This window comes from Phenylobacterium sp., from assembly GCF_041919955.1.
Classification (GTDB): domain Bacteria; phylum Pseudomonadota; class Alphaproteobacteria; order Caulobacterales; family Caulobacteraceae; genus Phenylobacterium.
Map to the genome: position 1 here is coordinate 1 of NZ_JAYRSU010000021.1, position 22,807 is coordinate 22,807.

At 68.7% G+C, this 22,807-nt stretch carries 24 protein-coding genes; 16 read left to right on the forward strand and 8 right to left on the reverse strand.

Going from position 1 to position 22,807, the window contains the following annotated elements:
- Positions 1 to 385: 385 nt before the first annotated feature.
- From ACE3T2_RS16375 to ACE3T2_RS16405, 7 genes are all read right to left on the reverse strand, one after another.
- Positions 386 to 853: a GNAT family N-acetyltransferase gene (locus ACE3T2_RS16375; protein ID WP_374659252.1), complete on the reverse strand. Its 468-nt coding sequence runs from the start codon at positions 851 to 853 to the stop codon at positions 386 to 388.
- Positions 854 to 967: 114 nt separating this feature from the next.
- Positions 968 to 1,291: a copper-binding protein gene (locus tag ACE3T2_RS16380; RefSeq protein ID WP_374659254.1), complete on the reverse strand. Its 324-nt coding sequence runs from the start codon at positions 1,289 to 1,291 to the stop codon at positions 968 to 970.
- 28 nt (positions 1,292 to 1,319) lie between these two features.
- The gene (locus ACE3T2_RS16385; RefSeq protein WP_374659256.1) at positions 1,320 to 2,333 is read right to left on the reverse strand and encodes a copper resistance protein B; all 1,014 of its coding nucleotides are present in this window, start codon (positions 2,331 to 2,333) and stop codon (positions 1,320 to 1,322) included.
- The gene (locus ACE3T2_RS16390) at positions 2,330 to 4,042 is read right to left on the reverse strand and encodes a copper resistance system multicopper oxidase (RefSeq protein ID WP_374659258.1); all 1,713 of its coding nucleotides are present in this window, start codon (positions 4,040 to 4,042) and stop codon (positions 2,330 to 2,332) included. Before ACE3T2_RS16390 ends, ACE3T2_RS16385 begins: the two co-directional genes overlap by 4 nt.
- A 158-nt stretch (positions 4,043 to 4,200) precedes the next feature.
- Positions 4,201 to 4,782 (reverse strand): RNA polymerase sigma factor, encoded by a 582-nt coding sequence (locus ACE3T2_RS16395; protein WP_374659260.1) that lies wholly within the window; start codon positions 4,780 to 4,782, stop codon positions 4,201 to 4,203.
- On the reverse strand, positions 4,779 to 5,216 hold the full coding sequence (locus ACE3T2_RS16400) for a periplasmic heavy metal sensor (RefSeq protein ID WP_374659262.1): 438 nt from the start codon (positions 5,214 to 5,216) through the stop codon (positions 4,779 to 4,781). The genes ACE3T2_RS16395 and ACE3T2_RS16400 overlap by 4 nt, the downstream gene beginning before the upstream one ends.
- On the reverse strand, positions 5,213 to 5,506 hold the full coding sequence (locus ACE3T2_RS16405; RefSeq protein ID WP_374659264.1) for a hypothetical protein: 294 nt from the start codon (positions 5,504 to 5,506) through the stop codon (positions 5,213 to 5,215). Before ACE3T2_RS16405 ends, ACE3T2_RS16400 begins: the two co-directional genes overlap by 4 nt.
- A gap of 161 nt (positions 5,507 to 5,667) precedes the next feature.
- Between ACE3T2_RS16405 and ACE3T2_RS16410 the strand changes: the two genes are divergently transcribed.
- The 14 genes from ACE3T2_RS16410 to ACE3T2_RS16475 all read left to right on the forward strand — a co-directional run bounded on the left by ACE3T2_RS16410 (position 5,668) and on the right by ACE3T2_RS16475 (position 20,445).
- A complete protein-coding gene (locus tag ACE3T2_RS16410; RefSeq protein ID WP_374659266.1) occupies positions 5,668 to 6,750 on the forward strand; it encodes a serine hydrolase domain-containing protein in 1,083 nt (360 codons plus the stop codon).
- Between the two features lie 56 nt (positions 6,751 to 6,806).
- On the forward strand, positions 6,807 to 7,499 hold the full coding sequence (locus tag ACE3T2_RS16415; RefSeq protein WP_374659268.1) for a response regulator: 693 nt from the start codon (positions 6,807 to 6,809) through the stop codon (positions 7,497 to 7,499).
- On the forward strand, positions 7,496 to 8,671 hold the full coding sequence (locus tag ACE3T2_RS16420; protein WP_374659270.1) for a sensor histidine kinase: 1,176 nt from the start codon (positions 7,496 to 7,498) through the stop codon (positions 8,669 to 8,671). The genes ACE3T2_RS16415 and ACE3T2_RS16420 overlap by 4 nt, the downstream gene beginning before the upstream one ends.
- Before the next feature lie 86 nt (positions 8,672 to 8,757).
- Positions 8,758 to 9,891, forward strand: a complete 1,134-nt coding sequence (locus tag ACE3T2_RS16425; RefSeq protein WP_374659272.1) for an ABC transporter permease — start codon at positions 8,758 to 8,760, stop codon at positions 9,889 to 9,891.
- A 4-nt stretch (positions 9,892 to 9,895) separates the two neighbouring features.
- A complete protein-coding gene (locus ACE3T2_RS16430; protein WP_374659274.1) occupies positions 9,896 to 10,657 on the forward strand; it encodes an ABC transporter ATP-binding protein in 762 nt (253 codons plus the stop codon).
- A complete protein-coding gene (locus tag ACE3T2_RS16435) occupies positions 10,647 to 11,546 on the forward strand; it encodes an efflux RND transporter periplasmic adaptor subunit (RefSeq protein ID WP_374659276.1) in 900 nt (299 codons plus the stop codon). Before ACE3T2_RS16430 ends, ACE3T2_RS16435 begins: the two co-directional genes overlap by 11 nt.
- Complete coding sequence (locus ACE3T2_RS16440) at positions 11,543 to 12,874, forward strand: TolC family protein (protein ID WP_374659278.1); 1,332 nt, start codon at positions 11,543 to 11,545, stop codon at positions 12,872 to 12,874. The genes ACE3T2_RS16435 and ACE3T2_RS16440 overlap by 4 nt, the downstream gene beginning before the upstream one ends.
- Before the next feature lie 105 nt (positions 12,875 to 12,979).
- Positions 12,980 to 13,573: an outer membrane protein gene (locus ACE3T2_RS16445; RefSeq protein ID WP_374659280.1), complete on the forward strand. Its 594-nt coding sequence runs from the start codon at positions 12,980 to 12,982 to the stop codon at positions 13,571 to 13,573.
- Positions 13,574 to 13,756: 183 nt separating this feature from the next.
- A complete protein-coding gene (locus ACE3T2_RS16450; RefSeq protein ID WP_374659282.1) occupies positions 13,757 to 15,244 on the forward strand; it encodes a TolC family protein in 1,488 nt (495 codons plus the stop codon).
- Positions 15,241 to 16,233, forward strand: a complete 993-nt coding sequence (locus ACE3T2_RS16455) for an HlyD family secretion protein (protein ID WP_374659284.1) — start codon at positions 15,241 to 15,243, stop codon at positions 16,231 to 16,233. Before ACE3T2_RS16450 ends, ACE3T2_RS16455 begins: the two co-directional genes overlap by 4 nt.
- A gap of 2 nt (positions 16,234 to 16,235) precedes the next feature.
- Positions 16,236 to 17,387, forward strand: coding sequence for an ABC transporter permease (locus ACE3T2_RS16460; protein ID WP_374659286.1), 1,152 nt, complete (start codon positions 16,236 to 16,238; stop codon positions 17,385 to 17,387).
- A complete protein-coding gene (locus ACE3T2_RS16465) occupies positions 17,384 to 18,499 on the forward strand; it encodes an ABC transporter permease (RefSeq protein WP_374659288.1) in 1,116 nt (371 codons plus the stop codon). The genes ACE3T2_RS16460 and ACE3T2_RS16465 overlap by 4 nt, the downstream gene beginning before the upstream one ends.
- A 69-nt stretch (positions 18,500 to 18,568) precedes the next feature.
- Positions 18,569 to 19,399 carry a flagellin gene (locus ACE3T2_RS16470; protein ID WP_374659290.1) on the forward strand — a complete coding sequence of 277 codons (831 nt, stop codon included), beginning with the start codon at positions 18,569 to 18,571 and terminating at the stop codon, positions 19,397 to 19,399.
- Between the two features lie 32 nt (positions 19,400 to 19,431).
- Positions 19,432 to 20,445 (forward strand): LLM class flavin-dependent oxidoreductase, encoded by a 1,014-nt coding sequence (locus ACE3T2_RS16475; protein ID WP_374659292.1) that lies wholly within the window; start codon positions 19,432 to 19,434, stop codon positions 20,443 to 20,445.
- Here the strand turns inward: ACE3T2_RS16475 and ACE3T2_RS16480 are convergent.
- The gene (locus tag ACE3T2_RS16480; protein ID WP_374659294.1) at positions 20,442 to 20,618 is read right to left on the reverse strand and encodes a YegP family protein; all 177 of its coding nucleotides are present in this window, start codon (positions 20,616 to 20,618) and stop codon (positions 20,442 to 20,444) included. The two genes, ACE3T2_RS16475 and ACE3T2_RS16480, sit on opposite strands and share 4 nt — an antisense overlap.
- 213 nt (positions 20,619 to 20,831) lie before the next feature.
- On the opposite strand from ACE3T2_RS16480, the gene ACE3T2_RS16485 reads away from it, so the two are divergent.
- On the forward strand, positions 20,832 to 21,332 hold the full coding sequence (locus ACE3T2_RS16485; RefSeq protein ID WP_374659296.1) for a hypothetical protein: 501 nt from the start codon (positions 20,832 to 20,834) through the stop codon (positions 21,330 to 21,332).
- Positions 21,333 to 21,427: 95 nt separating this feature from the next.
- Positions 21,428 to 22,804 carry an MFS transporter gene (locus ACE3T2_RS16490; RefSeq protein ID WP_374659298.1) on the forward strand — a complete coding sequence of 459 codons (1,377 nt, stop codon included), beginning with the start codon at positions 21,428 to 21,430 and terminating at the stop codon, positions 22,802 to 22,804.
- The last annotated feature ends 3 nt before the right edge of the window (positions 22,805 to 22,807 follow it).

Sequence of the window (22,807 nt, forward strand, 5' to 3'; positions counted from 1 at the left end):
GCGAGCGCGCCAGCTGTTGAGGGCGCGCGCTCGCCCACCCCAACCATGGCCTCAGAGCCAGCCATGCACTAACATTGAACCCGGATCACCCAATCGGGTCAGGCCAATCCTTCCACGCGCATGGCGAGAACAACCAAATCAAGCCAAGCGCCTGCGAGCGCTCAAATTCCCGGATCACCAGACCAGGGCTTGCGCTCTACTCTCAGAAAAATGCACGCCGTCTAGCGAAAACTCATCGCATCTATCCCCCGTCTAGGCGCTGCTGTCGGCGCCTGGCTTCGCGGCCCCCTTCGCCGCTTACTTTGGGATACGCGCCAGCCCCAACCTCCCCTCAAAAAAACTTCAAGAAAGTCGGTGGGCGGAAAGTGGGGGCGCGGAACCGCGCTTAGACCTCGCGGCCCGACAATCTCTTGCTCATGTGCACGATGATCCCGACGCCCACGTCTTCCTCGCGGTCGATGCCATAGCCGAGCCGCTGATAGAGCCGGATGTTCGGCGTGAAGCGCTGGTTGGTGTAGAGGCGTATCCGCGCGTGACCAGCGGCCCGTGCGATGTCCTCGGCCCAGGCCATCAGACGCCGACCGACTCCCTGCCCCTGAGCGGTCGGAGCGACCGCAACATTCTCGATGAGGGTCTGGCCGTCCTCGCGGACAGTCTGGATCAGACCGAGCAGCACGCCGTCGAGATAAATCAGGTCGAAGCGGTCGCGGAGGATCGCCGCCTCATAGTCGGCGGTCATTGGCCTGGGTTCGCGGCCGATCAGCGGAACCCACCTGGCGTAGGCCGCGCGCGTGAGATCGCGGATGGCGCCGATATCCGCGATGTTCGCGATCCTGATGTCCGTGATCGGCATGCCCCGTCCTACGCCGAGATATGGCCTGCAACCAACCCTGTCGGCGCGGAAGGAGCGGGCGTCGGGGCAGGACGCCCGCTCCGACGCGCCCGGGGGAGGCGCGCTACGATCGGCCTAGAACGGCCGAACGTCCGTGATCGTCTGGCCGCTAAGCTGGAAGCGAACCTTGGCGCCGGGCTTCATCTTCCCAAGCACGGCCTTGTCGGCGACCTTGAACGGCATGGTCATGGCCGGCCAGTTCAGCGCCTTGATGGGGTCGTGGGCGATGGTCACCGAGCCAGCCTTGGCGTCGATCTTCTTCACGACGCCGACGCCTTCGACCGAACCCGCCGCCGGAGCCGCGGCGTGGCCGGCGTGCTCGTCATGATCGGGATGAGCGGCGGCCGCCGAAGCAGTGGACGCGGCGAGGGCTGCAAGCGCAAGGGCGATGGACTTCATGTAAATCTCCTAGCTTCAGGAATGGGGTTCAGAACCAGGCGCGGACGCCGACGACGAAGCTCGTCGCCTGGCGGTCCTCGCCCGCAGCCCGCGCGATGTCGGCCGTCCGACCGAACTTCCGTTCGTGCACGACGCCGACATAGGGTCCGAATTCGCGGCGGAACTCGTAGCGAAGGCGCAGGCCGAGCTCGGCGCTGGTCAGGCCCGAGCCGACGCCAAGCTCGCGCACGTCCTGGGCCGACAGTTCGATTTCCGCCCGCGGCTCCAGGATCAGCTTCTGGGTCAGGCGCAGGTCGTAGGCGCCTTCGAAGCGGGCCGACAGGTCGCCCTTGTTCGAAAGGAAGGCTGCGCCCTCCAGCTCGAACCAGTAGGGCGCGACGCCCTCGAAGCCGATGGTCGCGTAGGTGCGCGAGGGGCCCGGCTCGAAGTCGTGCCGAACGCCGGCCTGCAGGTCGAAATAGGGGCCGATGGCGCGCGAATAGAGCGCCTGAACCTCCGCCGAATGGAGGTCGCCGCCCCGCTCGCCCTCCCCTTCGCTTTTCATGACGAAGCGGTTGAGGTCGCCGCCGTACCACGCCTCGCCGGACCAGGCATAGGCGTCGTCGTCAGGCCGGATCTCAGCAGTACTCAACATCACCTTCCAGGCAGGCGATCCGCCGTGCTCCTTGGCCAGCTGGTCGCGCGCCGCCTGCATCGCCTCTCGGCTGTAGAAGCGCTCGGCGGCGCGATCCGTCGGAATCGGCGGCGGTGGAGCGTCGCCGACTGGACCGCCCGCAGGCGCGGCCTGCATGGCATGCCCGGCGTGTGGATCGGCCGCCGGAGGCGCGGGCATGACATGGCCGGCATGAGGATCGGCGGCGGCTGGAGTGGCCGGCGGCATGGCATGTCCCGCATGGGGATCGGCGGCGGGTGCAGCGGGCATGGCATGGCCGGCGTGCGGGTCAGGCGCTGGCTGCGCATGCTGGCTGTGGTCGATCTGGGCGTAAGCCGGCGCGGCCAGGAACAGCGGCGCCACCGCGCCGATCAGGAGACGGCGGCTCATGCGGCGTCTCCTTCCAGCGGACGGACGGTGACGACGTTAAACATGCCGGCGTGCATGTGGTACAGCAGGTGGCAGTGGAACGCCCAGTCGCCGCGCTCGTCGGCGGTCAGGTCGAAAGCCACCTTCCCGCCCGGCAGGACGTTGACCGTGTGCTTGCGCGGATGATGACCAGGATTGCCCGTCACCACCTCATAGAAATGGCCGTGCAGGTGGATCGGGTGGGCCATCATGGAGTCGTTGACCAGCACCACGCGCACCCGCTCGTTGAAGCGGAAGGGAATCGGAGCCTTGATGTGGCTGTAGCTGACCCCGTCGAACGCCCACATGAAGCGTTCCATGTTGCCGGTCAGGTGGATTTCCAGCTCGCGTGACGGCGGCCGCGGATCCGGATTGGGATCGAGCGAGACAAGGTCGCGATAGGTCAGCACCCTGTGACCGACATTTTCCAGCCCCTGCCCCGGATCGCCCGTGCGGTCGACCGGCATCGGCGAGATCATCTGCACGCCGGGGCCGAGCGCCACGCTCGGCGCATTGCGCCCATCCCGCATGGACATGCCGGAATGGTCCATCTCCATGCCGCCCATGCCGGCCATGGCCGAATGATCCATGCCCATGTCGCGCATATTCAGCAGCGGCCGCTCGCGCAGCGGCGGAACCTCGGCGGTCATGCCCAGGCGCGGCGCCAAGGTGGCGCGCCCCATGCCTGAGCGGTCGGCGGCCTCGGCCACCAGGGTGTAGGCCCGGTCGTCCGTCGGCTGGACGATGACGTCGTAAGTCTCGGCCGGCGCGATCTGGAACTCGTCGATCTCGACCGGCCGCACGTTCTGGCCGTCGGCCTGCACGACGCTGAGCTTCAGGCCCGGGATACGGACATTGAAGATGGTCATTGCGCCGGCGTTGACGAAGCGCAGTCGTACCCGCTCGCCGGGCGTGAACAGGCCCGTCCAGTTGTCCTTCGGCCCATGGCCGTTGACGAGGAAAGTGTAGGTCGAGCCGGTGACGTCAAGCACGTCGGTCGGGTCCATCAGCATGGCCGACCATTCCTTGCGATCCTTGAAGGACTGATCCTTGCCGGCCATCAGGCCCGCGACGGTCTGTTTCTGGTGGTTGAAGTAGCCGGCGTGAGCCTTCAGCTTCCGGAAGATCTCGTGCGGATGCATGAAGCTGTAGTCGGACAGTACGACTACGTGCTCGCGGTCGTACTGGACCGGATCCTCACCGGCCGGGTCGATCACGATGGGGCCGTAGTGGCCCATCTGCTCCTGCAGCCCCGAATGGCTGTGGTACCAGTAGGTGCCGTTCTGCCGGACCTTGAACTCGTAGGTGAAGGTCTCGCCCGGCTTGATGCCGGGGAAGCTGACGCCGGGCACGCCGTCCATCTGGAACGGCAGCAACAGCCCGTGCCAGTGGATCGAGGTGTCCTCGTCCAGGTTGTTGGTGACCGCGATGCGGACGTTCTGGCCCTCCTTCAGGCGGACCAGCGGGGCAGGCACGGTGCCGTTGACGGTCACGGCATGGCCGGCGCGGCCATCCACCTTGAACGGCGTGTGGCCAATGGTCAGGGCGATGGTCTCGCCCGACACGGTCGGCAGGGTCGAGAGCCCCGGCGTGCCGGTACGGGCCCAGGCCGGCCAAAGCCCGGCCAGCGCGCTGGCGCCGCCGAAGGCGCCTGCGCCGGCGAGCAGCTGGCGGCGGTCGAGCTTCGTCATTGCGGCGTGTCCTGAATCTTTGAGGTCTGGCCCCGAGAAACGCCGCGGCCGCGGGTGCGTACTGTGTCGATCATGGGAGAGTTCTGGAGGTTCCCATCGTTGGAGGGTCAACAGGCAAGATCACCTCCTCTACGCGCGAGAGGCGAACTTCCCTCATCTCAGCTTGCGGCTTCAGGGGCGCCGAGCAGTTCCGCCAGGCGTTTTCGCGCCCGATAGACCCGGGTTTCCACGGTCTTCGCCGAGACCCCGAGCGCTTCGCCCGCCGCCTGGTGCGACAAGTCCTCGAAGGCCGTCAGGATCAACGGCTCCTTCAGCTTCGGCGGCAGGGCGGCGATGGCGCGGTCTAGGGCCGTACGGCGCTGCTCGGCGATAAGGGCCGCCTCGGCTCCTGGCGCCGGATCCGGCGCGAAGGCGATCAGATCCTCGCTGCCCGGACGCGCGCCAAAGACCAGGCGGCGCACCGTCTCGCGGCGGCCGCGGTCACGGCATTTGTTGAGAGCGATCGTACGGATCCAACCGCCGAATGGCCGGGAAACGTCATAGCGCGCCAGGTTGCGCCATGCGGCGACGAAACTCTCCTGCACCGCCTCATAGGCGCTGTCCGTGTCGCCCACATAGCGGCGAACGAAGCGGTATAGCCCTTCCTTGTGGCGGCGCATCAGCAGGGTGAAGGCGTGATCCTCCCCCGCCCGCGCCCGCCGGACCAGCTCGCCGTCCGAAACCTCGTCGGGAGGGATCACTTGGCGTCTTCGGTAAGGGCCTCCGACACGCGTCTGTCGAAGATCGCGGCCTGTTCTGGGGTCAGGATCGACCGCATGTGGACGATGTGAATCACGGTCTCTTTCTGGAGCTCGCCCATCACGTCGTGGAAGTGCTCGATCGCCGTCCGCACCTCGGGGGAGTACTTGTGCTGAGCGTCGATGGCGGCGGCGAGCTCGGCGTTGGCCAGGCGAAGCTCGGCCTCGCGGGCGCTGCGGGTGATCGAAAATTCGCGCTCCAGCGTCTGGAGCTTGCCCTTCTGCTCGGCGGTCAGGTTCAGGCGTTCGTGGACGAACTCGTGGAGCGAAGGCTCGCGCTGGGCTTGCAGCACGTAGGTCGCCCCGCCCCACGCTCCCAGCCCGGCGGCGATCGCAGCGAGCAGGACGGTCAGGATCGCGCCGCGAAGGCCGCTCATCGACGCGCGTCCAGCAGGGTTGAGGGCGCCAACTGGCTGTTGAGGGCGAAGACCTCGGTTTCGCGCGGGGCCGCAACCTGCGAGACCGCCGTCGCGCCGCCGATCGCCACACCCGCCATCAGGGCCAGCACGACCATCGCCGCCCGCATCGGCACGAAGCCGAAGGCCGGGCTGCGCTCCATGCGCGCGCCGCCGATCCGGCGCCAGACGGCCGGTTCGAGCTGGCTCAGGTCATGGTCGACAGGCGCAGCCCTCAGGTCCTGCAGCGCGTCATCCAAAGGTCGGGTCATCGATCACTCCGGGTTTCCCCGCCCCCTATACGCAGCATGGCGACCCATCCCTCAGATTCTTCTCGCCTTCCGAGTATGAGCGCGCGCCGCGCGCGCATCCACCCCCTCGCCACGGCGGCTCCATCAGCGGTTCACGGACGGGTTCCACCCTACGGCTCGCCATGTCCGACAGCGTGCTCGCAAGCCCGTCTCCGATCGATAATGCCGAGGCTCTGCTGCTCGGTCGCAGGCGAAGGTCGGGGGTTCCGGCCCTGGGCGCGGTCGTGCTCAGCTCGGGCGGGATCGTCTGGTCCGGCGTGAACGGCGTGAGGCGGCGCACCCAAGAAGTCCCGGCGACCCTGTCCGACGTCTGGCACATCGGCTCGAACGCCAAGGCCATGACGGCAGCCGTCTATGCGCGTCTGGTTCAGGCCGATCTCGCCGCCTGGAGCACGCCGCTGCCGACGCTGTTCCCCGACATCGAAGTCCACCGGACCTGGGCAAGGGTCACCGCCGCGGACCTGCTCCACCACCGCTCGGGGCTGCGCGACCGCGGCCTGGCGGACGCGCGCTGGATCAGGGCCGCCCGGCTCTCGCCCGCATCCGCCGCCGAGCAGCGGATGATCCTCGCCCTCAGCGCGCTGACCGTTCCACCCAAGGGTCAGGTCGGCCGCTTCTCCTACGCCAACGCCAACTACGTCCTGATCGGAGCAGCGGTGGAACGGCTGCTGGCCCAGACCTGGGAGTCGGCCATCGCCGCCTGGCTGTTCAAGCCGCTCGGCATGAGTTCGGCCGGCTTCGGCGCGCCGCGGGGCGATCAACCATGGGGTCATGTCGGCAGCTTGATGGGATTGCAGGTCGGAAAACCTGTCGATCCCGCGCGCCCCGACGCCGACAATCCGGCCTTCATGGGCCCCGCCGGCGCCGTCCACATGAGCCTGCTGGATCATGCCCGGTTCGTCCGCCTGTTCCTGACCGACGGCGCCGGTTTCCTCACCCGCCCCAGCATCACCGCCCTGACCACACCGCCGACCGGAGAGCCCAATGACTACGCCTTCGGCTGGGGTGTGATGTCCAACCGCGCCTGGGCCCGCGGGCCGGTCCTGGCGCACGAGGGCTCGAACACCCTGTGGCACGCCGTGGCCATCGTCGCGCCATCGCGCGACCTGGCCGTGCTGACCGTCTGCAACGCCGGCGGACCGGGCGGCCGCGCCGCGCAAGGGCTGGCGCTCGATCTCGTCAGGCGCTACGCACCGGAGCCTTGAAGAACCCTGGCGGCAGACTTCGCACAATCTCCATAGACGCCCGGTTCTGATCGACCATGGACAACGCGCTTATCCTGATCATCGAAGACGAGCCCGAGATCGCCGAGATCCTGGATGCCTATCTGGGGCGCGACGGCTTTCGAACGGTTCGCGCGGCCGACGGCCTGACCGGCCTGCAGCATCACCGGATGCTGCGCCCGGACCTCGTGGTGCTGGACGTCAAGCTGCCCAAGGCCGACGGATTCGAGGTGCTGGCCGAGATCCGTCGCCGCGGCGACACGCCGGTGATCATGGCGACCGCCCTGGCCGAGGACCTGGACAAGCTTTCGGCCCTGCGGATCGGCGCCGACGACTATGTGGTCAAGCCGTTCAACCCGCTCGAGCTGGTCGCTCGCGCCCGCGCCGTCCTGCGGCGAAGTCAGGGCCGCGCCGACGCCCAGCTCCTGCGCCTCGGCCCGCTGGAGATCGACCCCCAGGCTTATGCCGCCAGCGTGGTCTTTGAGCACGAGACCAAGCCGCTGGACCTCACCCTGACGGAATTCCGCCTGCTCGAGCACATGGCCCGGGCGCCGCGCAAGGTGTTCAGCCGCGCGGAGCTGCTGGACGCCTGCCTGCCTGACGGCGACGCCCTGGAGCGAACGGTCGACAGCCACGTCTCCAACCTGCGACGCAAGCTCGAAGCCGCCGGAGCGCCCGATCTTCTGGAAGGCGTGCGGGGCGTCGGCTACCGGCTTTCCGGCCTGTCATGACCGGCCTGGGCCGTCTGCCGCGCCGTCCCTGGCGGCTGAGCGCCCAGCTCATTGCGGCGATGACGGTCGTCGTTTCTCTGTCGGTCCTCATCATGATCGGCGGGATGACCCTATTCTACCTGCTGTTCGAGAAGATCTTCCGGTTGCAGCTGCCGCCCGACGCGCTCGCCGCCTATCACGCCATCGACGAGAACCGGCTGCCGCGGCAGACCGACCTGCAATCGCTGCTCGACGCCTCCAAGGTGCTGGAGGCCCAGCTCGGCCTGATGGAGCTGGGCGCGCTCGCCGTCTGCGGGGCCGTGGCCCTGACCGCAGGCGTGGCCGCCGCCCTCTGGTTCGCCCGGCGCATCAGCGAGCCGTTGCACCGTGTGGCCGCCACCGCCCGGCGGGTGGCCGGCGGCGACCTCAGCGCCCGCGTCGTGAGCTTCGACCAGAGCGGCGGCGCCGGCGAGACGCACCAGCTCATCGCCGACTTCAACCTGATGGCCGAGGAGATGCAGCGGGCCGAGCGCGACATGCGCGAAAGCGTGGCCGCCATCGCCCACGAACTGCGCACGCCGCTGACGGTCCTGCGCGGCCGCCTGCAAGGCATGTCGGACGGCGTCTTCCGACCGGACAGCAAGGGCCTTGCGGGCCTGATCCTCCAGGTCGATTCCCTGGCCCAGATCGTCGACGACCTGCGCACCCTCAGCCTGGCCATGTCGGGTCGCCTGCTGCTGCAGCCGCACAATCTCGACCTGGCGGTGGAGATCGATGCGGCGGTGGACGCCCTGGCGCCGGAAATGGCGGCCGCCGGCCTGACCATCGAACGCGACCTGCGCCCGGCCCAGGTGACCGCCGACCCGGCCCGCCTGCGCCAGGTGCTGCTGGTGATGCTGGAGAACGCCAAGCGCTATGCGATCAGCGGCGGCGTGGCCCTGGTCGAGACCCGCCGCGAGAAGGGCGCGGTCTTCCTGCGCGTCCTCGACCGAGGCCCCGGGCTGCGCCCCGGGGATGAGGAGCGCGTGTTCGAACGCTTCTGGCGGGCCGACGAGTCGCGGTCGCGGGACGCCGGCGGCACTGGCCTGGGTCTGGCCGTCGTCAAGGCGATCGCCGAGGCGCACGGCGGCGCGGCGCGGGCCTGGGCGCGGCCTGGCGGGGGCGCCTGCTTCGAGATCCGTCTCCCCGCCTGACTGGCCGCGCAAGACGCGCGGACCGCTCCATGCAACCTTCATGCGCACCCCACCGGCGCCCCATGCCCTAGGCCCAATTGGGCCTCATGATCCCCCTCGCCCGCAAATCTATCGTCTATGAGTGGCGCCGCTTCGCGCCGGCGATCTTCGCCGTCGCTTTCTCCGGCGTGCTGCTGCTCGCCCAAACCGCCCTGGCGGTCGGCATTTTCGCGACCGTCGCCGTCTACATAGAGAAGTCCGACGCCCAGCTCTGGGTCGGATTTCCCGGCACCCAGAGCATCGACCAGGGCCGTTACATCTCGGCGCGGACCGAGACCATGATCCGTATGCATCCGCAGGTCGAGCGCACCGAGCCGTTCTCCTGGGCCGGCGGCGTCTGGCGCTCCCGCCCCGGGCAGGGCGACATCGCCGTGGTCCTGGCCGGGATCGACCCGCGGTCGGGCTCGCTCACCTTCGCCGACGCCGTACCCCAGGTCCTGCGCGAGCGGCTGGCGGCTCCCGACACGGTGCTGGTCGATATCGCCGACCGCAGCAAGCTGGGCGTCGACATCGGCTCCACCGCCGAGATCAACGGCAGGCGCGTGCGGGTAGTCGGCTTCACCGAGGGCCTGCGCGGCATCGGCGCCGTTAACGTCATCTCCTCGCTCAGCACCGCGCGGCGACTGGACCCGGCCCTGCGCGAGACGGACGATGTGGCCTATTTTCTGGTCAAGCTGCGCCCCGGAGCCGATCCCGAGGCCGTCCGCAAGGACCTCTCCCCCAAGGGGCCGCTGGCGCGCTACGAAGCCTGGACGGCCAAGGACTTCGCCGAACGCAGCACGAACTTCTGGCTGTTCGAATCCGGCATGGGCACGGCCTTCGGCGTGTCGTCGCTGATCGCCCTGGCCGTGGCCATCGTCATCACCAGTCAGACCCTGATGGCCGCCGTCTCCGCCTCGATCCGCGAATACGCGACGCTGCGCGCTCTCGGCGCTCCAGGCAGGCTGCTGCGTGGCATCGTGCTCCAACAAGCGTTCTGGGTCGGGCTGGCCGGCGTCGCCCTGGCCGCTGTCGTCGCCGGTCTCATCCTCTGGGCCGCTCAGCTGGCCTATGTCCCCATCGCGCTGTCGCCGATGATCGTGATCGCCTGCATAGCCCTCGTCCTGGCCGTGGCGCTGGCCTCCGGCCTGCTGGCCCTGAGCCAGCTCAGCAAGGCCGATCCGGCCGCCCTGCTGCGGTGATCCCATGAACCAGATCTCCTTCCCTCACGCCCGGGTCCTCGGTGCGCGGGGCGTGAACAAGTCCTACACCGTCGGAAAGGTCCGCACGCAGGTGCTGTTCGACGTCGATGTCGGCGTGGAAGCCGGTCAGCTGACCCTGATCAACGGTCCCTCCGGCTGTGGCAAGAGCACCTTGCTGGCCGTGCTCTCAGGCCTGACCGCGCCCGACGCCGGCGAGGTCGAGGCGCTGGGCGAGCAGATCTGGCGGCTGAAGCCGGCCCAGCGCGACGCCTTCCGTCTGGCCAACACCGGCTTCGTCTTCCAGGGCTTCAACCTGTTCAGCGCCCTGACCGCGATCGAGCAGGTCGCCTTCACGCTGGAGTGCATGGAGATCGGCGCGCGCGAGGCCATGTCCAGGGCCCGCGAAGTGCTGGAATCGGTGGGGCTAGGCCCGCGGATGCATCTGCGGCCCATGGAGCTATCGGGGGGCGAAAAGCAGCGCGTCGCCATCGCCCGCGCGCTGGCCAAGCGCCCCCGCCTGCTGTTCGCCGATGAACCGACCAGCGCGCTCGACTCCCACAACGGTCTGGCCGTGGTCACGCTGCTGCGGGAGATCGCCCACCAGCAAGGCGCAGCGGTGCTCTGCGTCACCCACGATCCACGCCTCCTCACCTTCGCCGACCGCATCCTCCGCATGGAGGACGGCCGCATCATCGCCGACGAGCGCCCGGTCGCGCCCGAAAGCCCCTCAAAGCTCTCTCTCGAAGTCGCACAGCATGATCACTAGCACCCGCTCGGCCGCCGCTTGCGTGGCCGCACTGCTCGCCTCTCTCGCCGCCTGCAGTCAGCCCGAGCCCAAGCCGTCGGCAGCAGCCAGCGCCGCGCAGCCGATCGCCATCGCCAAGGGCAAGATCGACGTCGAGGGGGGCGTCATCCGTCTGGCCGCCCAGCGGGAGGGCCTGATTCAGGATGTCTTCGCCGAGGAAGGCGACCGCGTGCGCAAAGGCCAGGTGCTGGCCCAGATCGACACCCGCCAGGCCAATCTGGCCGTCGCCCAGGCCAGAGCCGATCTGTCCGAGGCCCGCGCCCGACTGATGACAGCCACCGCCCGCTCGTCGGCGGCAGACCGCGAGGCCCGCCGCCTCGGCGGTCTTGGGCAGATCGACGCGGTGGCGGGCCAGGATGCCGACAAGGCGGCCGACGAAGCTCAGGTCCAGCGCGGCGAACTGGCCGCCGCGCGCGCCGGGGTCGAGGTCGCTGAACAGAAGCTGCGCACCCAGGAGTTCGAGATCGAGGCGCGCCAGGTTCGCGCACCGCTGGATGGGCGCATCGTCCGACGCTCGGCGAAGCCCGGCGACGGCGCCTCGACCCTGAACGTGACCGAGCTCTTCCTCCTGGCGCCGGACACCGCACGGATCGTGCGCGCCGAGCTGGATGAACAGTTCGTCGGCGATGTGAAGCCGGGCCAGCGCGCCGACATCCTCTTGGAATACGACGAGAAGCAAGTTTTCCGCGGCCGGGTGCTGCGGCTGGGCGAAGTCTTCGGTTCGCGCAAGCTTGCCAACGACGATCCCAACGAGCGTCAGGACACCCGCGTGGTCGAGATGGTCGTCGCCGTCGAGGGCGATCAGACCCTGCGCATCGGCCAGCGCGTTCTTGTGCGGGTGATGCCGTGAGACCCGTCCTGATCGCCTGCGCCCTCGCCCTCGGCGGCTGCGCCAGCTTTCCCGACGCCGGGGCGCCGATCCGCGCCAGCCAACTGACGCCGGCTGGCGCGTCGTCCTGGACCTACGACCTGGGAGACCCCGCCTTCGCGGCCTATCTCGTCCGCGCCGATATCGACTCCCTGGACGTGAAGGGCGCCCTCGCGCGGGCGCGCGCCGCCGACGCAGGGCTGCGCGGGGCTCAAGCCGAGCGATGGCCGGAGCTTACGCTCGGCGTCGACGGCAGCCGGCGCATGCCCGCAGAAGGTCGCTCGAGCGGTCAAGCCGACCTCGACCTCGGGGCGCGCTGGACCGCAGATCTTTGGGGAGCGGTCCGCGGCGGCGCCGACGCCGCCGACGCCGACGCCAAAGCGGCCCGGCTCGACGTTCAGGCCGCCCGCGCGATCCTGGCCGCCGAGGCGGCCAGGACCTGGCTCATCCTCTCGGCGCACGACGACCGGCTCGCACGCCTCGACAATCGCTGGCGCATCGAGGCCGAAGGTCTGCGCCTGGCCGAGCGGCGGCTCGCCGCCGGCCGTGCTGGACGTGAGGAAAAGCTCGAACGCCAAGCCAATCTCGCCCGCATTGAGGACGACCGGCGCGCAGCCGAGGGCGAGCGCATGGTCGCCATGCAGCGCCTGGTCGCCCTGGCCGGCACGTCCTCGGCGCCGGTTGGGGCCGCAGCGGCCCTCGCCGGCCTGAAGCCGCTCGCGCTTTTCGAGGTTCAACCCGCGTCGCTGGAGGCGCGCCCGGACGTCGCGGCCGCGGCCGCACGATTGGCCGCAGCCGACGCGCGGCGGCTCACCGCCATCAAGGAAGCACGTCCGCGCTTGGTGCTGACGGCCGGTTTCAAGTCGGACGGCGCCGAGATCTCCGACCTCTTCAGCCGCAGTCGGCTCGTTTTCACGCCGGGCCTTCGCGCAGAAGGCGCGCTGCTCGATGGCGGCCGGGCTCGCGCCCGCGCGGACAAGGCCGCCGCCGAAGCGGCTCAGGCCGAGGTCGGCTACCTCAAGGCGATTGTCGCGGCCGAGTCCGAGCTGGCCGCAGCCTTCGCCCAGCTACAGGCCGCCGAAAGGCGCCAAGCCCCATCGAAGGCAGGTCTCGATTACGCACGCGAACGCCTCGCCATCGCCCGTCTGAGGTTGCAGGCCGGAACCCTGGCCCGGCTCGACGCCATCGATGCGGAAAGGTCGGTGTTCGAAGCAGAGGACGCGCAGGCCGCCGCGCGCCGAAGCTTGATCGAAGCCTCGATAGCCACCCATGCCGCCATCGTCGGGGCTAGCGCCCTGCAAGCGCCTTGACGCCTGCTTCACCGCTGCGCCCGCCCTGGCGACAGCCTCCACAGACGCGGCGCATCTGATCGTGGCGAGGCCGGGTTGCGGCCACGCTTCCGAGGAGATTTGAGTATGAAATTCTGGATCAGCCCCCTCGTCGCGGCGATCGCGCTCGGCGCCACGGCGGCTCGCGCGGAGCCCTTCCAGGGCCTGCAGGTCGGCGTCGGCCTGGGCGCAGGCAAGGTGCAGTCCGAAGACGCCATTCCCGGCTTCACCCGCAAGAGCGACGGCGACGCCAAGGGCTTCAACTATCGCATCTTCGCCGGTTACGACTTCAAAGTGGCCGAGCGCATCGTGCTGGGCGCCGAAGCTGGCGTCGGCGGCGGCGACAAGAAGTTCAACAGTCGTGTTGACACTGCTCGCGTGAAGATCGATCCGGGCCGCAGCTACGATGTCACCGCCCGTCTGGGCTTCCTGGCCACCGACAACCTGCTGCTCTACGGCCGCGCCGGCTGGGCCCGCCAGGAGTTCGAACGCGAGATCAGCTTCACGAACAACACCACGACCATAAAGTCGGACAAGACCAATAACGGCAAGCTCTTCGGCGTCGGCGCCGAATACGCCCTGAACGACAATCTCGCGGTGCGCGCGGAATATGACCGCACCGACTTCAATGGCGACCGCAAGCGCGACCGTCTGCTGGTGAGTGCGGCCTACCGCTTCTAACCGACTGCGCGGCCCCGCATCCCCCAACCCTGCGCGGTCGCGCGAGGGGCGGCTTCCTAGCCCCGGGAGCCGCCCCTCTGCATTTGGTGCAACACCTCGTCCGACATCCGAAGGTGGAACAGCGGGGCTTTGGGCGCCATGCTCGTCCCGCCGCCTGTCTCGGCGGCCAGATTCGGAGGCGAGATGGCCGCTTCGCGGTCCTGGATCGGCCGGCTTGCCGTCGCGGCCTTTGTCGCCGCGCCGCTCGCTGCGAACGCCCAGGACATCTCCGGCTCGCCCCTGGACTTTGCGGAAGCCCAGGCCCGCCTCCTGCAACGCTCGCAAAGCCTGGCCGCCGCCAAGGCCGGCCTCCAGGCGAGCCAGGATCACGCCGACGCCGTGCGGCTGCTGGGAACGCCGTCGGTGTTCCTCGACGCGCAGCTTCTGCGATATCGCAAGACCATCGACGTCTCGCTGGACCCGGCCAAGATGCTCGTTCAATCCTCGGTCGACGGGTTCCTCGCTTCCCTGCCCAACCTGTTGCCGGGCGCGCCAAGCGGGGTCGTCGACCAGATCGGCGCCACGCTTGGTCAGGGCGTCTCGGGCGCCCTGACCGGCCTGCCCGGCTCGGCCCGCCTGCAGACCGACGACACCCTGTTCCGGCCCACAGTGGCGGCGGTCGCCCCGCTCTATGCCGGCGGGGCGATCACGGCGGCCAAGGACGCCGCCAAGGCCAGCGTGCGCCAAGCTCAAGCCGAGCTCTCCATCTCTGCGGACGTCGCCATGGTCCGGTTGGTCCAGGCATATTACGGCCAGCAGCTCGCCGCCCAGGTGCTGAAGGTCAGCAAGGAAAACCGCGACGGTTTCGAGCGCCACTATCAGGACGCATTGAAGTTCGAGCACGAAGGCTTTCTGAGCAAGGCCCAGCGCCTGCAGGTGCAGGTGGCCCGCGACGCGGCCCTGCGCCAGTACGAGCGCGCGGCCTCCGATTACGAAACCGCCCAGACCATACTGTCCCAACTGCTGAGCGAGACCGGCCCCGTCGCGCCGACCTCGCCGCTGTTCGTCGGGTCGACGCCGCTGGAGCCGGCGCAGACCTTCGTCGACGCAGCCCTGGCCGAACAGCCGGAGTTGCGCAAGCTGGACGCGTTGCGCGATCAAGCCGCGCAGGGCGTGAAAGTCGCCCAGGCGGCTCTCAAGCCGAAGGTGTTCGGCTTCGCAGAGTACAATCTGAACCGCGACGAGGCGCTGCTGATCGAGCCCGACTGGATCGTCGGCGTCGGGGTCCACTACGCCTTGCTGGCCGGCCTCGACCGCGGCAAGGCGGTCAGCGCCGCGCGCCAGCGCGAGCTCCAGGCCGTCCACGCCGCGAAGGCTGCGCGCGACGCTCTGCAGACAACCACCCTGCGCGCGCATCGTCAGGTCGAAACGGCCCGGCGACAGTACGCCCTGCTGGCCGTCAACATTGAGGCGGCCCGGGAGAACCTGCGCCTCCAGGAACTGGCGTTCCGCGAAGGCCAGGCTAATCCGGCCGAGGTGATCGACGCACGCGTGGCGCTCAGCGTCGCCGAGACCCAGCGCGCCGCTGCGGCCTACGAATATGACCTCGCTCTCGCCGAACTGCTGACCGCCAGCGGCCGTATGCAGAGCTACGGCGACTACGCCGCCCGCGCCGAGAAGGTGTCGCCATGACCAAGCCAGCCCGCCGTCCGCCCGTCCTCTGGCTGGCCGGGGCCGCCGTGATCGCGGTGATCGCCGTGGGACTATGGCTGGCCTATCGCCCGGCCCCCGACCAGATCCAGGGGATGGTGGACACCGACGAGATCACCATCGCCACCAAGGCGCCGCTGTCGCGAGTCGACAAGCTGCTGGTCTCCGCCGGCCAGGAGGTAAAGGCGGGGCAGGAACTGGCGATCCTGTCGAGCCCGGAGATCGAGGCCCGTAACGCCCAGGCGGCCGGCGTCCTGACCAGCGCCCAGGCCCTGCAGGCGCGCACCGACAAGGGCCTGCGCAGCGAGGACGTGGCCAGTCTGCGGGCGGCCTGGCAGGCCGCTCAGGCGACGGCCCTGCTGGCCCAGAAGACCTATGCCCGCACGGACAACCTCTATCGCGAGGGCGTAATCTCCGCGCAGCGCCGCGACGAGGCCCTGGCCGCCCGCGACGCGACGGCCAAGCAGGTCGAACTGACCCGCTCCCAGTACGAAAAGGCGCTGAACGGCGCGACGGCCGAGGAAAAGGCCACTGCCGACGCCCAGGTGCAGATCGCCCGGGCCGGTGTCGCCGAAGCCCAGTCGCTGCGCGCCGAGACCCGTCTGGTCGCGCCCCGCTCAGGCGAGATTTCCAAGCGCCTGGTCAACGGCGGCGAGATCGTGCCCCTCGCCTTCCCGGTCTTCACCCTGGTCGACCTCTCGAACCTGTGGGTGACGATCAACGTGCGCGAGGATCAGTTCAACAAGCTCAAGACCGGCCAGATGCTCTCAGGCGCCGTGCCGGCCCTGAACCTGAAGGCCGCCAGCTTCAAGGTCGAGCACATCAGCCCACAGGGTGATTTCGCGACCTGGCGCGCCACGCGACAAAGCCGTGGCTACGACATCCGCTCGTTCGAGGTGAAGCTTAAGCCGGCCCAGAAACTGGACGGCCTGCGGCCCGGCATGAGCGTACTGTTCGACTGGCCTCAGTAGCCATGGGCGAGGCGCTCGCCGCGGTCATCCGGCGCGAACTGGCCTGGCTGCGGGGCAGTCCCTGGGACCTGACCCTGGTCAGCCTGGCGCCTCTCGCGGTCCTGGCGATGATCAGCTGGATGTTCGTCGCCAGCGTCGCCGAGCGGTTGCCGGTCGCCTATGTCGACCAGGACCATTCCGCCGCGAGCCGCCAGTTGCTGCGCAACCTCGAAGCCTCACCACGGATCGCGGTGACCGAGCGGCCGGTCGATCTGGCCGACGCCTGGCCGCTGATCCGTTCGGGCAAGGTGTGGGCGATCATCTATGCCCCGCCCAACACTGAGCGCGAGATCCTGGCCGGGCGCAAGGCGACCGTCTTCGTCTACCAGAACGCCGCCTTCTATTCGCTGGGCGCCATGTCCGCCCTGGGTGCGTCGGAGGCGATCGCCGCGCTGGCGGCCGACATGGCGCCACGTCTGGCCCAAGGACGCGGCCTGCCCCTGCCGCACCTGGCCGCGCCGCATGTGCAGTCGACCGTGCTCTACAACCCCCAGCTCAGCTACGAGTGGTTTCTGGAGGCGCTGCTGCAGCCGGGCGTGCTGCATCTGATGATGAGCTGCGTCATCGTCATGGCCATTGGGCGCGAACTGGCCGAGGGAACCGCGCGGGACTGGCTGGGAGAGCGGCCGCTGATCGCGCTGGCCGGCAAGCTCGCGCCCTATGTCGTGATCTTCACCGGCTGGAACCTGCTCGGCGTCGGCTGGCTGTGCGGTGTGCGAGGCTGGGGGGTGCACGGCAGCCTTAGCGCGTTGATCGCTGGCCAACTCCTGCTCTACGCCAGCTACGCCGCCCTGGCCGCGCTGGTCGTCCTCGGCGTGAAGAACATCGCAACGGCGCTGTCAGCCGTGGCGATCTACGGCGGCCCGGCGATCACCTTCTCCAACGCGACCCTGCCGACCATCGACGCGCCGCTGTTCACCCAGATCTGGAGCCGCGCCCTGCCATTCACGGCCTATGTCGAACTGCAGATGCAGCAGATGTTCATGGGCGCGCCGGCCGCCGCCTCCGCAGGTCCGCTGCTGGCCCTGCTCACATTCACCCTGATCCCGTTCGCCCTGGCGGCTCTGCTGGCGCGGCGCCTGCTCCACCGGTCCGCCCCGGAGGCCGCGCCATGAGCTTCGGCCAGGCCTTCGTCGCCACCTGGCGGGCGATCCTCTCGCACCGCGCCGCGTTCTCGATCCTGATCCTGGCGGTCGTGGCCTATGGCTTCTACTACCCGCTAGCCTACCAGCATCAGACCGCAGGCCAGATGCCGCTGGCCATCGTCGACCTGGACCACAGCGCGCTCAGCCGGGCCCTCGCGGAGGACGTGGCGGCCACTCACGGCGTGCGGCTGGCCGCCGTCACATCCAACTTCGCAGAGGCCGTGGAGCGTCTCGAGCGCCGCGAGATCGACGCCATCGTCCTGGTCCCTGCCGGCCTTGAGCGCGGCGTCCTGACCGGCACGGCCTCCGGGGGCCTGGCCATCTATGTCAACGGCGCCTACCTGGTCCGGGCCAGCGGAGTGGGCGCGACGCTGAAGTCGGTGCTCGGGGGCGCCGTCGAGGAGGCCCTCGCGCCCCGGGCCAAGGCTCTGGGCCTCCAGACCCTCACCCCGGTCGAGGTCGTCACCCGGCCGATGTTCAACACCCGTGAGGGCTATGGAAGCTACGCCGTCACAGGCGTCGCCATCCTGATCGTGCATCAGACCCTGCTGTTCGGGATCGTCATGCTGGCCGCCGACCGCCGCGGGCAGTTGCTGGGCAAGGTCTCCACTCCGGTCTTTTTCGGCGTGGTCTGCGCCTTCGGCGTACTGGGCCTGGCCAGTACGCTCTTCTACACCGGCTTCGTGTTCTGGTTTCAGGACTATCCGCGCGGCGGCGACTTCCTGGGCATGCTGGTCGCCACGGCGCTCTACGTTCCCGCCGCCATTCTGCTCGCCCTGCTGGTCGGCAGCTTCTTCGACAAGCCGGAACGTTCGACCCAGGCGCTGGTCTGGATGTCGGCGCCGCTGTTCTTCCTCAGCGGCCTGTCCTGGCCGCACAGCGCCATGCCGCTTCCGCTCGCCGCTCTCGCCTGGACGATCCCCTCGACACCGGGGATCCAGGCCATGATCAAGCTGAACCAGATGGGCGCGCGGCTGGACGAGGTGACGCCCGAGCTCGGCGCCCTGGCCGCCCAGGCCCTGGTCTACGGCGGCTTCGCCTATTGGCGCTGGACCCGCCCTGGTAATCATTCGCCAACCTAGACCCGCTAGGGTCGCAGCAGGCAGAATGCTCGCGGCGTGCGCGCCGCTCCCTTTGAACGAGGCCTCGTTATGTCGCTCAACAGCGTCAATACGAATGTCAGCGCGATGATCGCGCTGCAGAGCCTCAACGCGATCAACAAGGAATACGCCCAGGTCCAGAACCGGATCTCGACGGGGCTGAAGATCGCCAGCGCCAAGGACAATCCCGCCATCTGGGCCATCGCCCAGAACATGCGCGCCGAATCCAAGTCGCTCGATGCGGTCATGAGTTCGCTGCAGCGCGGCCAGTCCATCGTCGACACCGCCGTCTCAGCCGGCACGGCGATCTCCGACATCCTGACCCAGATGAAGGAAAAGGCGCTGGCCGCCACAGAGGCCGGCCTCAGCACCGCCAGCAAGCAGGCGCTCAGCGACGAGTACGTGGCGCTGCGCAAGCAGATCGACACCATCGCCTCGACCGCCACCTTCGACGGGGTGAACCTGATCTCGTCCGGCTCGGCCGGCAAGATCCGCGCCCTGGCCAACACCAAGGCGACGGCGACCATCGACATCGACCACGCCGACCTGTCGACGACCGGCAGCGTCATTTCCCCGATCCTGGCGAACCTGACCGGCGGGGTGGCCAGCGCCGACATCGACAAGATCGATGCGGCGATCCAGGGCGTGTCCTCGGCCCTGTCCAAGTTCGGGGTCGGGTCCAAGTCCCTCGACCGGCACCTGGAGATGACCTCCAAGCTGCAGGACACCTTCGACGCCGGAGTCGGCAATCTGGTGGACGCCGACATGGCCAAGGAAAGCGCGCGACTCCAGGCCCTTCAGGTCAAGCAGCAGCTCGCCATCATGGCGCTGCGGATCGCCAACCAGGGCCCGTCGCTGCTGCTCAGCCTGTTCCGCCAGTAGCGCGGCGCGCGCGGACGCCTATATCCGTCGGCATGTTTGATCTCTCGGTCCTCGATCTGTCGCCGATCGTCGAAGGCGGCGACGCCGCCCAATCGCTACGCAACACGCGCGATCTCGCCCGGCACGCCGAGCGATTGGGCTACAAGCGCTACTGGCTGGCCGAGCACCACAACATGCCCGGCGTGGCCAGCGCCGCGACCGCGGTCGTCATCGGCCACGTGGCCCAGGCGACCTCTACCATCCGGGTCGGCGCCGGCGGGATCATGCTGCCCAATCACGCGCCATTGGTCATCGCCGAGCAGTTCGGCACCCTGGCGGCTCTGCATCCCGGACGGATCGACCTGGGCCTCGGCCGAGCCCCCGGATCGGACCAGATCACCGCCCGCGCCCTGCGTCGCACGCTGGCCGGCGACATCGACGATTTCCCGCGCGACGTGATCGAGCTGATGAACTACTTCGAGCCGGTCAAGCCGGGCCAGGTGATCCAGGCGGTGCCGGGCGCGGGCCTGGACGTCGAGTTCTGGATGCTAGGCTCGAGCACCTACGGCGCCCAGCTCGCCGCAGCCCTGGGCCTGCCCTACGCCTTCGCCTCGCACTTTGCGCCGTCGCAGCTGGAAATGGCGCTGTCTGTCTACCGCAACCAGTTCAAGCCCTCGGCGCACCTGGCCAAGCCTCACGTCATGCTGGGCGTCAACGTGACCGCCGCCGACACCGACGCCGAGGCGCAGCGGCTCTTCACCTCGGTGAAGCAGGCCTTCATCAATCTGGGGCTTGGCCGTCCGGGCAAGCTGCCGCCGCCGATCGACGATCCGGCCGGCGAACTCGACGCCATGGGCGGGGCGCACCTGCGCGGAGCGCTGAGCTGTTCGATCGTCGGAAATCCCGAGCGGGTCCGCCAGGGATTGGAAGACTTCGCCCGTCGCCACGGTGCGGACGAACTGATGGTCACGGCGCAGGTCCACGACCACGCCGCCCGCGTCCGCTCGTTCGAAATCGCCGCCCAGGCGCGCGACGAGATCGCGCGCCGGACGGCCGTTCCGTCTTAGGAATTGTCCTCGGTCGGAGCTTCCGGACCATTCTTCTTGATGGACTCGATGGCGTTCTGGGCGCTCGACTTCGACGCGTAGCCCTCGGTCGAGAAGATCACTTCGTTATTGTACTTGAAGCGAACCCGGAACTCGCCGGCCTTGTCCTTGTAGATCTCGAATTTGTGCGCCACTGGTCATCTCCGTTCGACCGTTGAACTCTTCCCCGACGCCGCAGACTTGAACGACCTCCGCCCCAGGTCAAGCTCCAACGCAACGCTCGGCTGCGGACCGCCCCTCGCCGCGATGCCTTACTAAGGCCACGCTTGGAGCGAGACTTTGCGACCGTCCCTGCGGTCCCTATCTGAGTAGTGGATCGCATCGCCCGTACGTCTTGGAGCCTCACCATGCGCGCCCTGCTCTTCACCGTCTTCGCCGCCGTCGGCATGGCTGGAAGCGCCCTCGCCCAGCCCTCGGTCGACACCTCCAACGTCCATGTCGTCCTGAGTCCCGAGCTGCAGAAGAAGGCGACCGAGGAATACGGTCTGAAGGACGTCCAACGCCTGGCTGACGACCTGCGCAAGGACGCCGCCCGCGAACTCGACCGCAGCGGCGTTCTGGCCGGCGGGCGGCTGGAGCTGACCCTGGTCGATGTGAAGCCGAACCGGCCCACGTTCAAGCAGCTCGGCGACAAGCCCGGCCTGTCGATCGAGAGCTTCGGGGTGGGCGGCGCTTCCATCGAAGGTCGCGCGGTCTCTATGGACGGAACCGTCACGCCCGTGCGTTATCAGTGGTACGAAACCGACATCCGCCAGTCCCGCTATTCCAGCACCTGGTCTGATGCCCAGTATGCCATCGATCGCTTTGCCTCCGGGCTGACGCGCGGAAACGTCTACGCCCGGCGATAGCTCTGATATGGCTTGCGTCCCCAGGCCTCGGGGGTCCACAACGCGCCCGCCGGCCGGGCGCGTCGTAGATCCGGGGGCCATAGGGGACGAGTGAAATGACCGCGCAGGCGGACCGGCGATCCAACTGGACCTTGGCGGCCCTGGCAGCCCCCTGTCTTCCGCTGGCGGGCCTCGGCCTGCCCCTGGTCGTCTACCTTCCCGAATACTACGCCAGCGAGCTCGGGCTCAGCCTCGCGGCCGTCGGCACGGCCTTCATGGCCGTCCGCTTCCTCGACATGGCTTTCGACCCCTATATCGGGGGAGTCATGGACCGGACGCGCTCGCGGTTCGGACGCTTCAAGCTGTGGTTCGCCATCGGGGCGCCGATCCTGATGCTGGCCTCATACATGCTGTTCATGGCCAAGCCGGGGGTCGACACCCTCTACCTCTGGATCTGGCTGCTGGTGGTCTATGCCGGCGTCTCGATCGCCAGCCTGTCCCAACTGGCGTGGGCGGCGGTCCTCTCGCCACAATATGACCAGCGATCGCGAATCTACGCCTGGTGGCAGGCCGGCAACGTCGTCGGCATGATCCTCGTCCTCACCCTGCCCGCCCTGCTGCCGGCCCTGTTCCCGGCGCTGAAGGCCCAGGCGCATGTCATAGGCGTCCAGGCCATGGGCTGGTTCATCGTCATCCTGATGCCGCTCACCGTCGGCCTGGCGCTCTGGAAAGTGCCCGAGCCGGAAGTGAAATCCGAGAACAAGCATTCCGGCATCCGCGAATACCTGGCGCTGTTCAAGCGACCGACGGTGGTGCGCATCCTGTTCGCCGACCTGCTGATCGGCACTGGTCCGGCCATCACCGGCGCGCTGTTCTTCTTTTTCTTCGAGCGTGTGAAGGGCTTCGACAAAAGCCAGGCCAGCCTGCTGCTGCTGGTCTACTTCATCGGCGGCCTGGTCGGCGCGCCGCTATGGACCTGGCTGTCGCACAAGATTTCCAAGCACAAGGCTCTGGCCGTCTCTGGCTTCGTCTATGCCGGCATGACCATGTGCTCGCTGGCTATTCCGCAGGGCTCCATGCCGGTCGCCGCCCTGCTGATGTTCCTGATCGGGGTGCCCTACGCCGCCGGCGCCTTCCTGCTCCGCGCTATGATGGCCGACATCGGCGACGAGGAGCGGCTGGCCAGCGGCGTCGACCGCACCGGTCTGCTCTATGCGATCCTCGCCGGCACGGTGAAGATCGGTTCGGCCGCCGCCGTCGGCGTGACCTTCCCACTGCTGCAGGTCCTGGGCTTCGACCCGACCGGAAAGGGCGTGGACGCCGGCCTCGGGAGCCTCTCGATCCTGTTCGCTGCAGTCCCGGCGGCCATGGCCATCCTGGCCAGCCTGCTGGTCTGGCGCTTCCCGCTGACCCCCGAGCGTCACGCCGAGATTCGCGCCGCCCTGGCGGCTCGGGATATAGAAGCCTCCGCAGTCCCGAAGGCCGCCGAATAGGAT

Coding starts and splice junctions, on each gene's coding strand:
- ACE3T2_RS16445 (WP_374659280.1), top strand. CDS start 12,980: ATGAAATTCTGGATCAGCCCCCTCGTCGCGGCGATCGCGCTCGGCGCC.
- ACE3T2_RS16375 (WP_374659252.1), bottom strand. CDS start 853: ATGCCGATCACGGACATCAGGATCGCGAACATCGCGGATATCGGCGCC.
- ACE3T2_RS16470 (WP_374659290.1), top strand. CDS start 18,569: ATGTCGCTCAACAGCGTCAATACGAATGTCAGCGCGATGATCGCGCTG.
- ACE3T2_RS16475 (WP_374659292.1), top strand. CDS start 19,432: ATGTTTGATCTCTCGGTCCTCGATCTGTCGCCGATCGTCGAAGGCGGC.
- ACE3T2_RS16415 (WP_374659268.1), top strand. CDS start 6,807: ATGGACAACGCGCTTATCCTGATCATCGAAGACGAGCCCGAGATCGCC.
- ACE3T2_RS16420 (WP_374659270.1), top strand. CDS start 7,496: ATGACCGGCCTGGGCCGTCTGCCGCGCCGTCCCTGGCGGCTGAGCGCC.
- ACE3T2_RS16450 (WP_374659282.1), top strand. CDS start 13,757: ATGGCCGCTTCGCGGTCCTGGATCGGCCGGCTTGCCGTCGCGGCCTTT.
- ACE3T2_RS16490 (WP_374659298.1), top strand. CDS start 21,428: ATGACCGCGCAGGCGGACCGGCGATCCAACTGGACCTTGGCGGCCCTG.
- ACE3T2_RS16380 (WP_374659254.1), bottom strand. CDS start 1,291: ATGAAGTCCATCGCCCTTGCGCTTGCAGCCCTCGCCGCGTCCACTGCT.
- ACE3T2_RS16425 (WP_374659272.1), top strand. CDS start 8,758: ATGATCCCCCTCGCCCGCAAATCTATCGTCTATGAGTGGCGCCGCTTC.
- ACE3T2_RS16435 (WP_374659276.1), top strand. CDS start 10,647: ATGATCACTAGCACCCGCTCGGCCGCCGCTTGCGTGGCCGCACTGCTC.
- ACE3T2_RS16460 (WP_374659286.1), top strand. CDS start 16,236: ATGGGCGAGGCGCTCGCCGCGGTCATCCGGCGCGAACTGGCCTGGCTG.
- ACE3T2_RS16385 (WP_374659256.1), bottom strand. CDS start 2,333: ATGAGCCGCCGTCTCCTGATCGGCGCGGTGGCGCCGCTGTTCCTGGCC.
- ACE3T2_RS16465 (WP_374659288.1), top strand. CDS start 17,384: ATGAGCTTCGGCCAGGCCTTCGTCGCCACCTGGCGGGCGATCCTCTCG.
- ACE3T2_RS16410 (WP_374659266.1), top strand. CDS start 5,668: ATGTCCGACAGCGTGCTCGCAAGCCCGTCTCCGATCGATAATGCCGAG.
- ACE3T2_RS16485 (WP_374659296.1), top strand. CDS start 20,832: ATGCGCGCCCTGCTCTTCACCGTCTTCGCCGCCGTCGGCATGGCTGGA.
- ACE3T2_RS16405 (WP_374659264.1), bottom strand. CDS start 5,506: ATGACCCGACCTTTGGATGACGCGCTGCAGGACCTGAGGGCTGCGCCT.
- ACE3T2_RS16390 (WP_374659258.1), bottom strand. CDS start 4,042: ATGACGAAGCTCGACCGCCGCCAGCTGCTCGCCGGCGCAGGCGCCTTC.
- ACE3T2_RS16430 (WP_374659274.1), top strand. CDS start 9,896: ATGAACCAGATCTCCTTCCCTCACGCCCGGGTCCTCGGTGCGCGGGGC.
- ACE3T2_RS16455 (WP_374659284.1), top strand. CDS start 15,241: ATGACCAAGCCAGCCCGCCGTCCGCCCGTCCTCTGGCTGGCCGGGGCC.
- ACE3T2_RS16400 (WP_374659262.1), bottom strand. CDS start 5,216: ATGAGCGGCCTTCGCGGCGCGATCCTGACCGTCCTGCTCGCTGCGATC.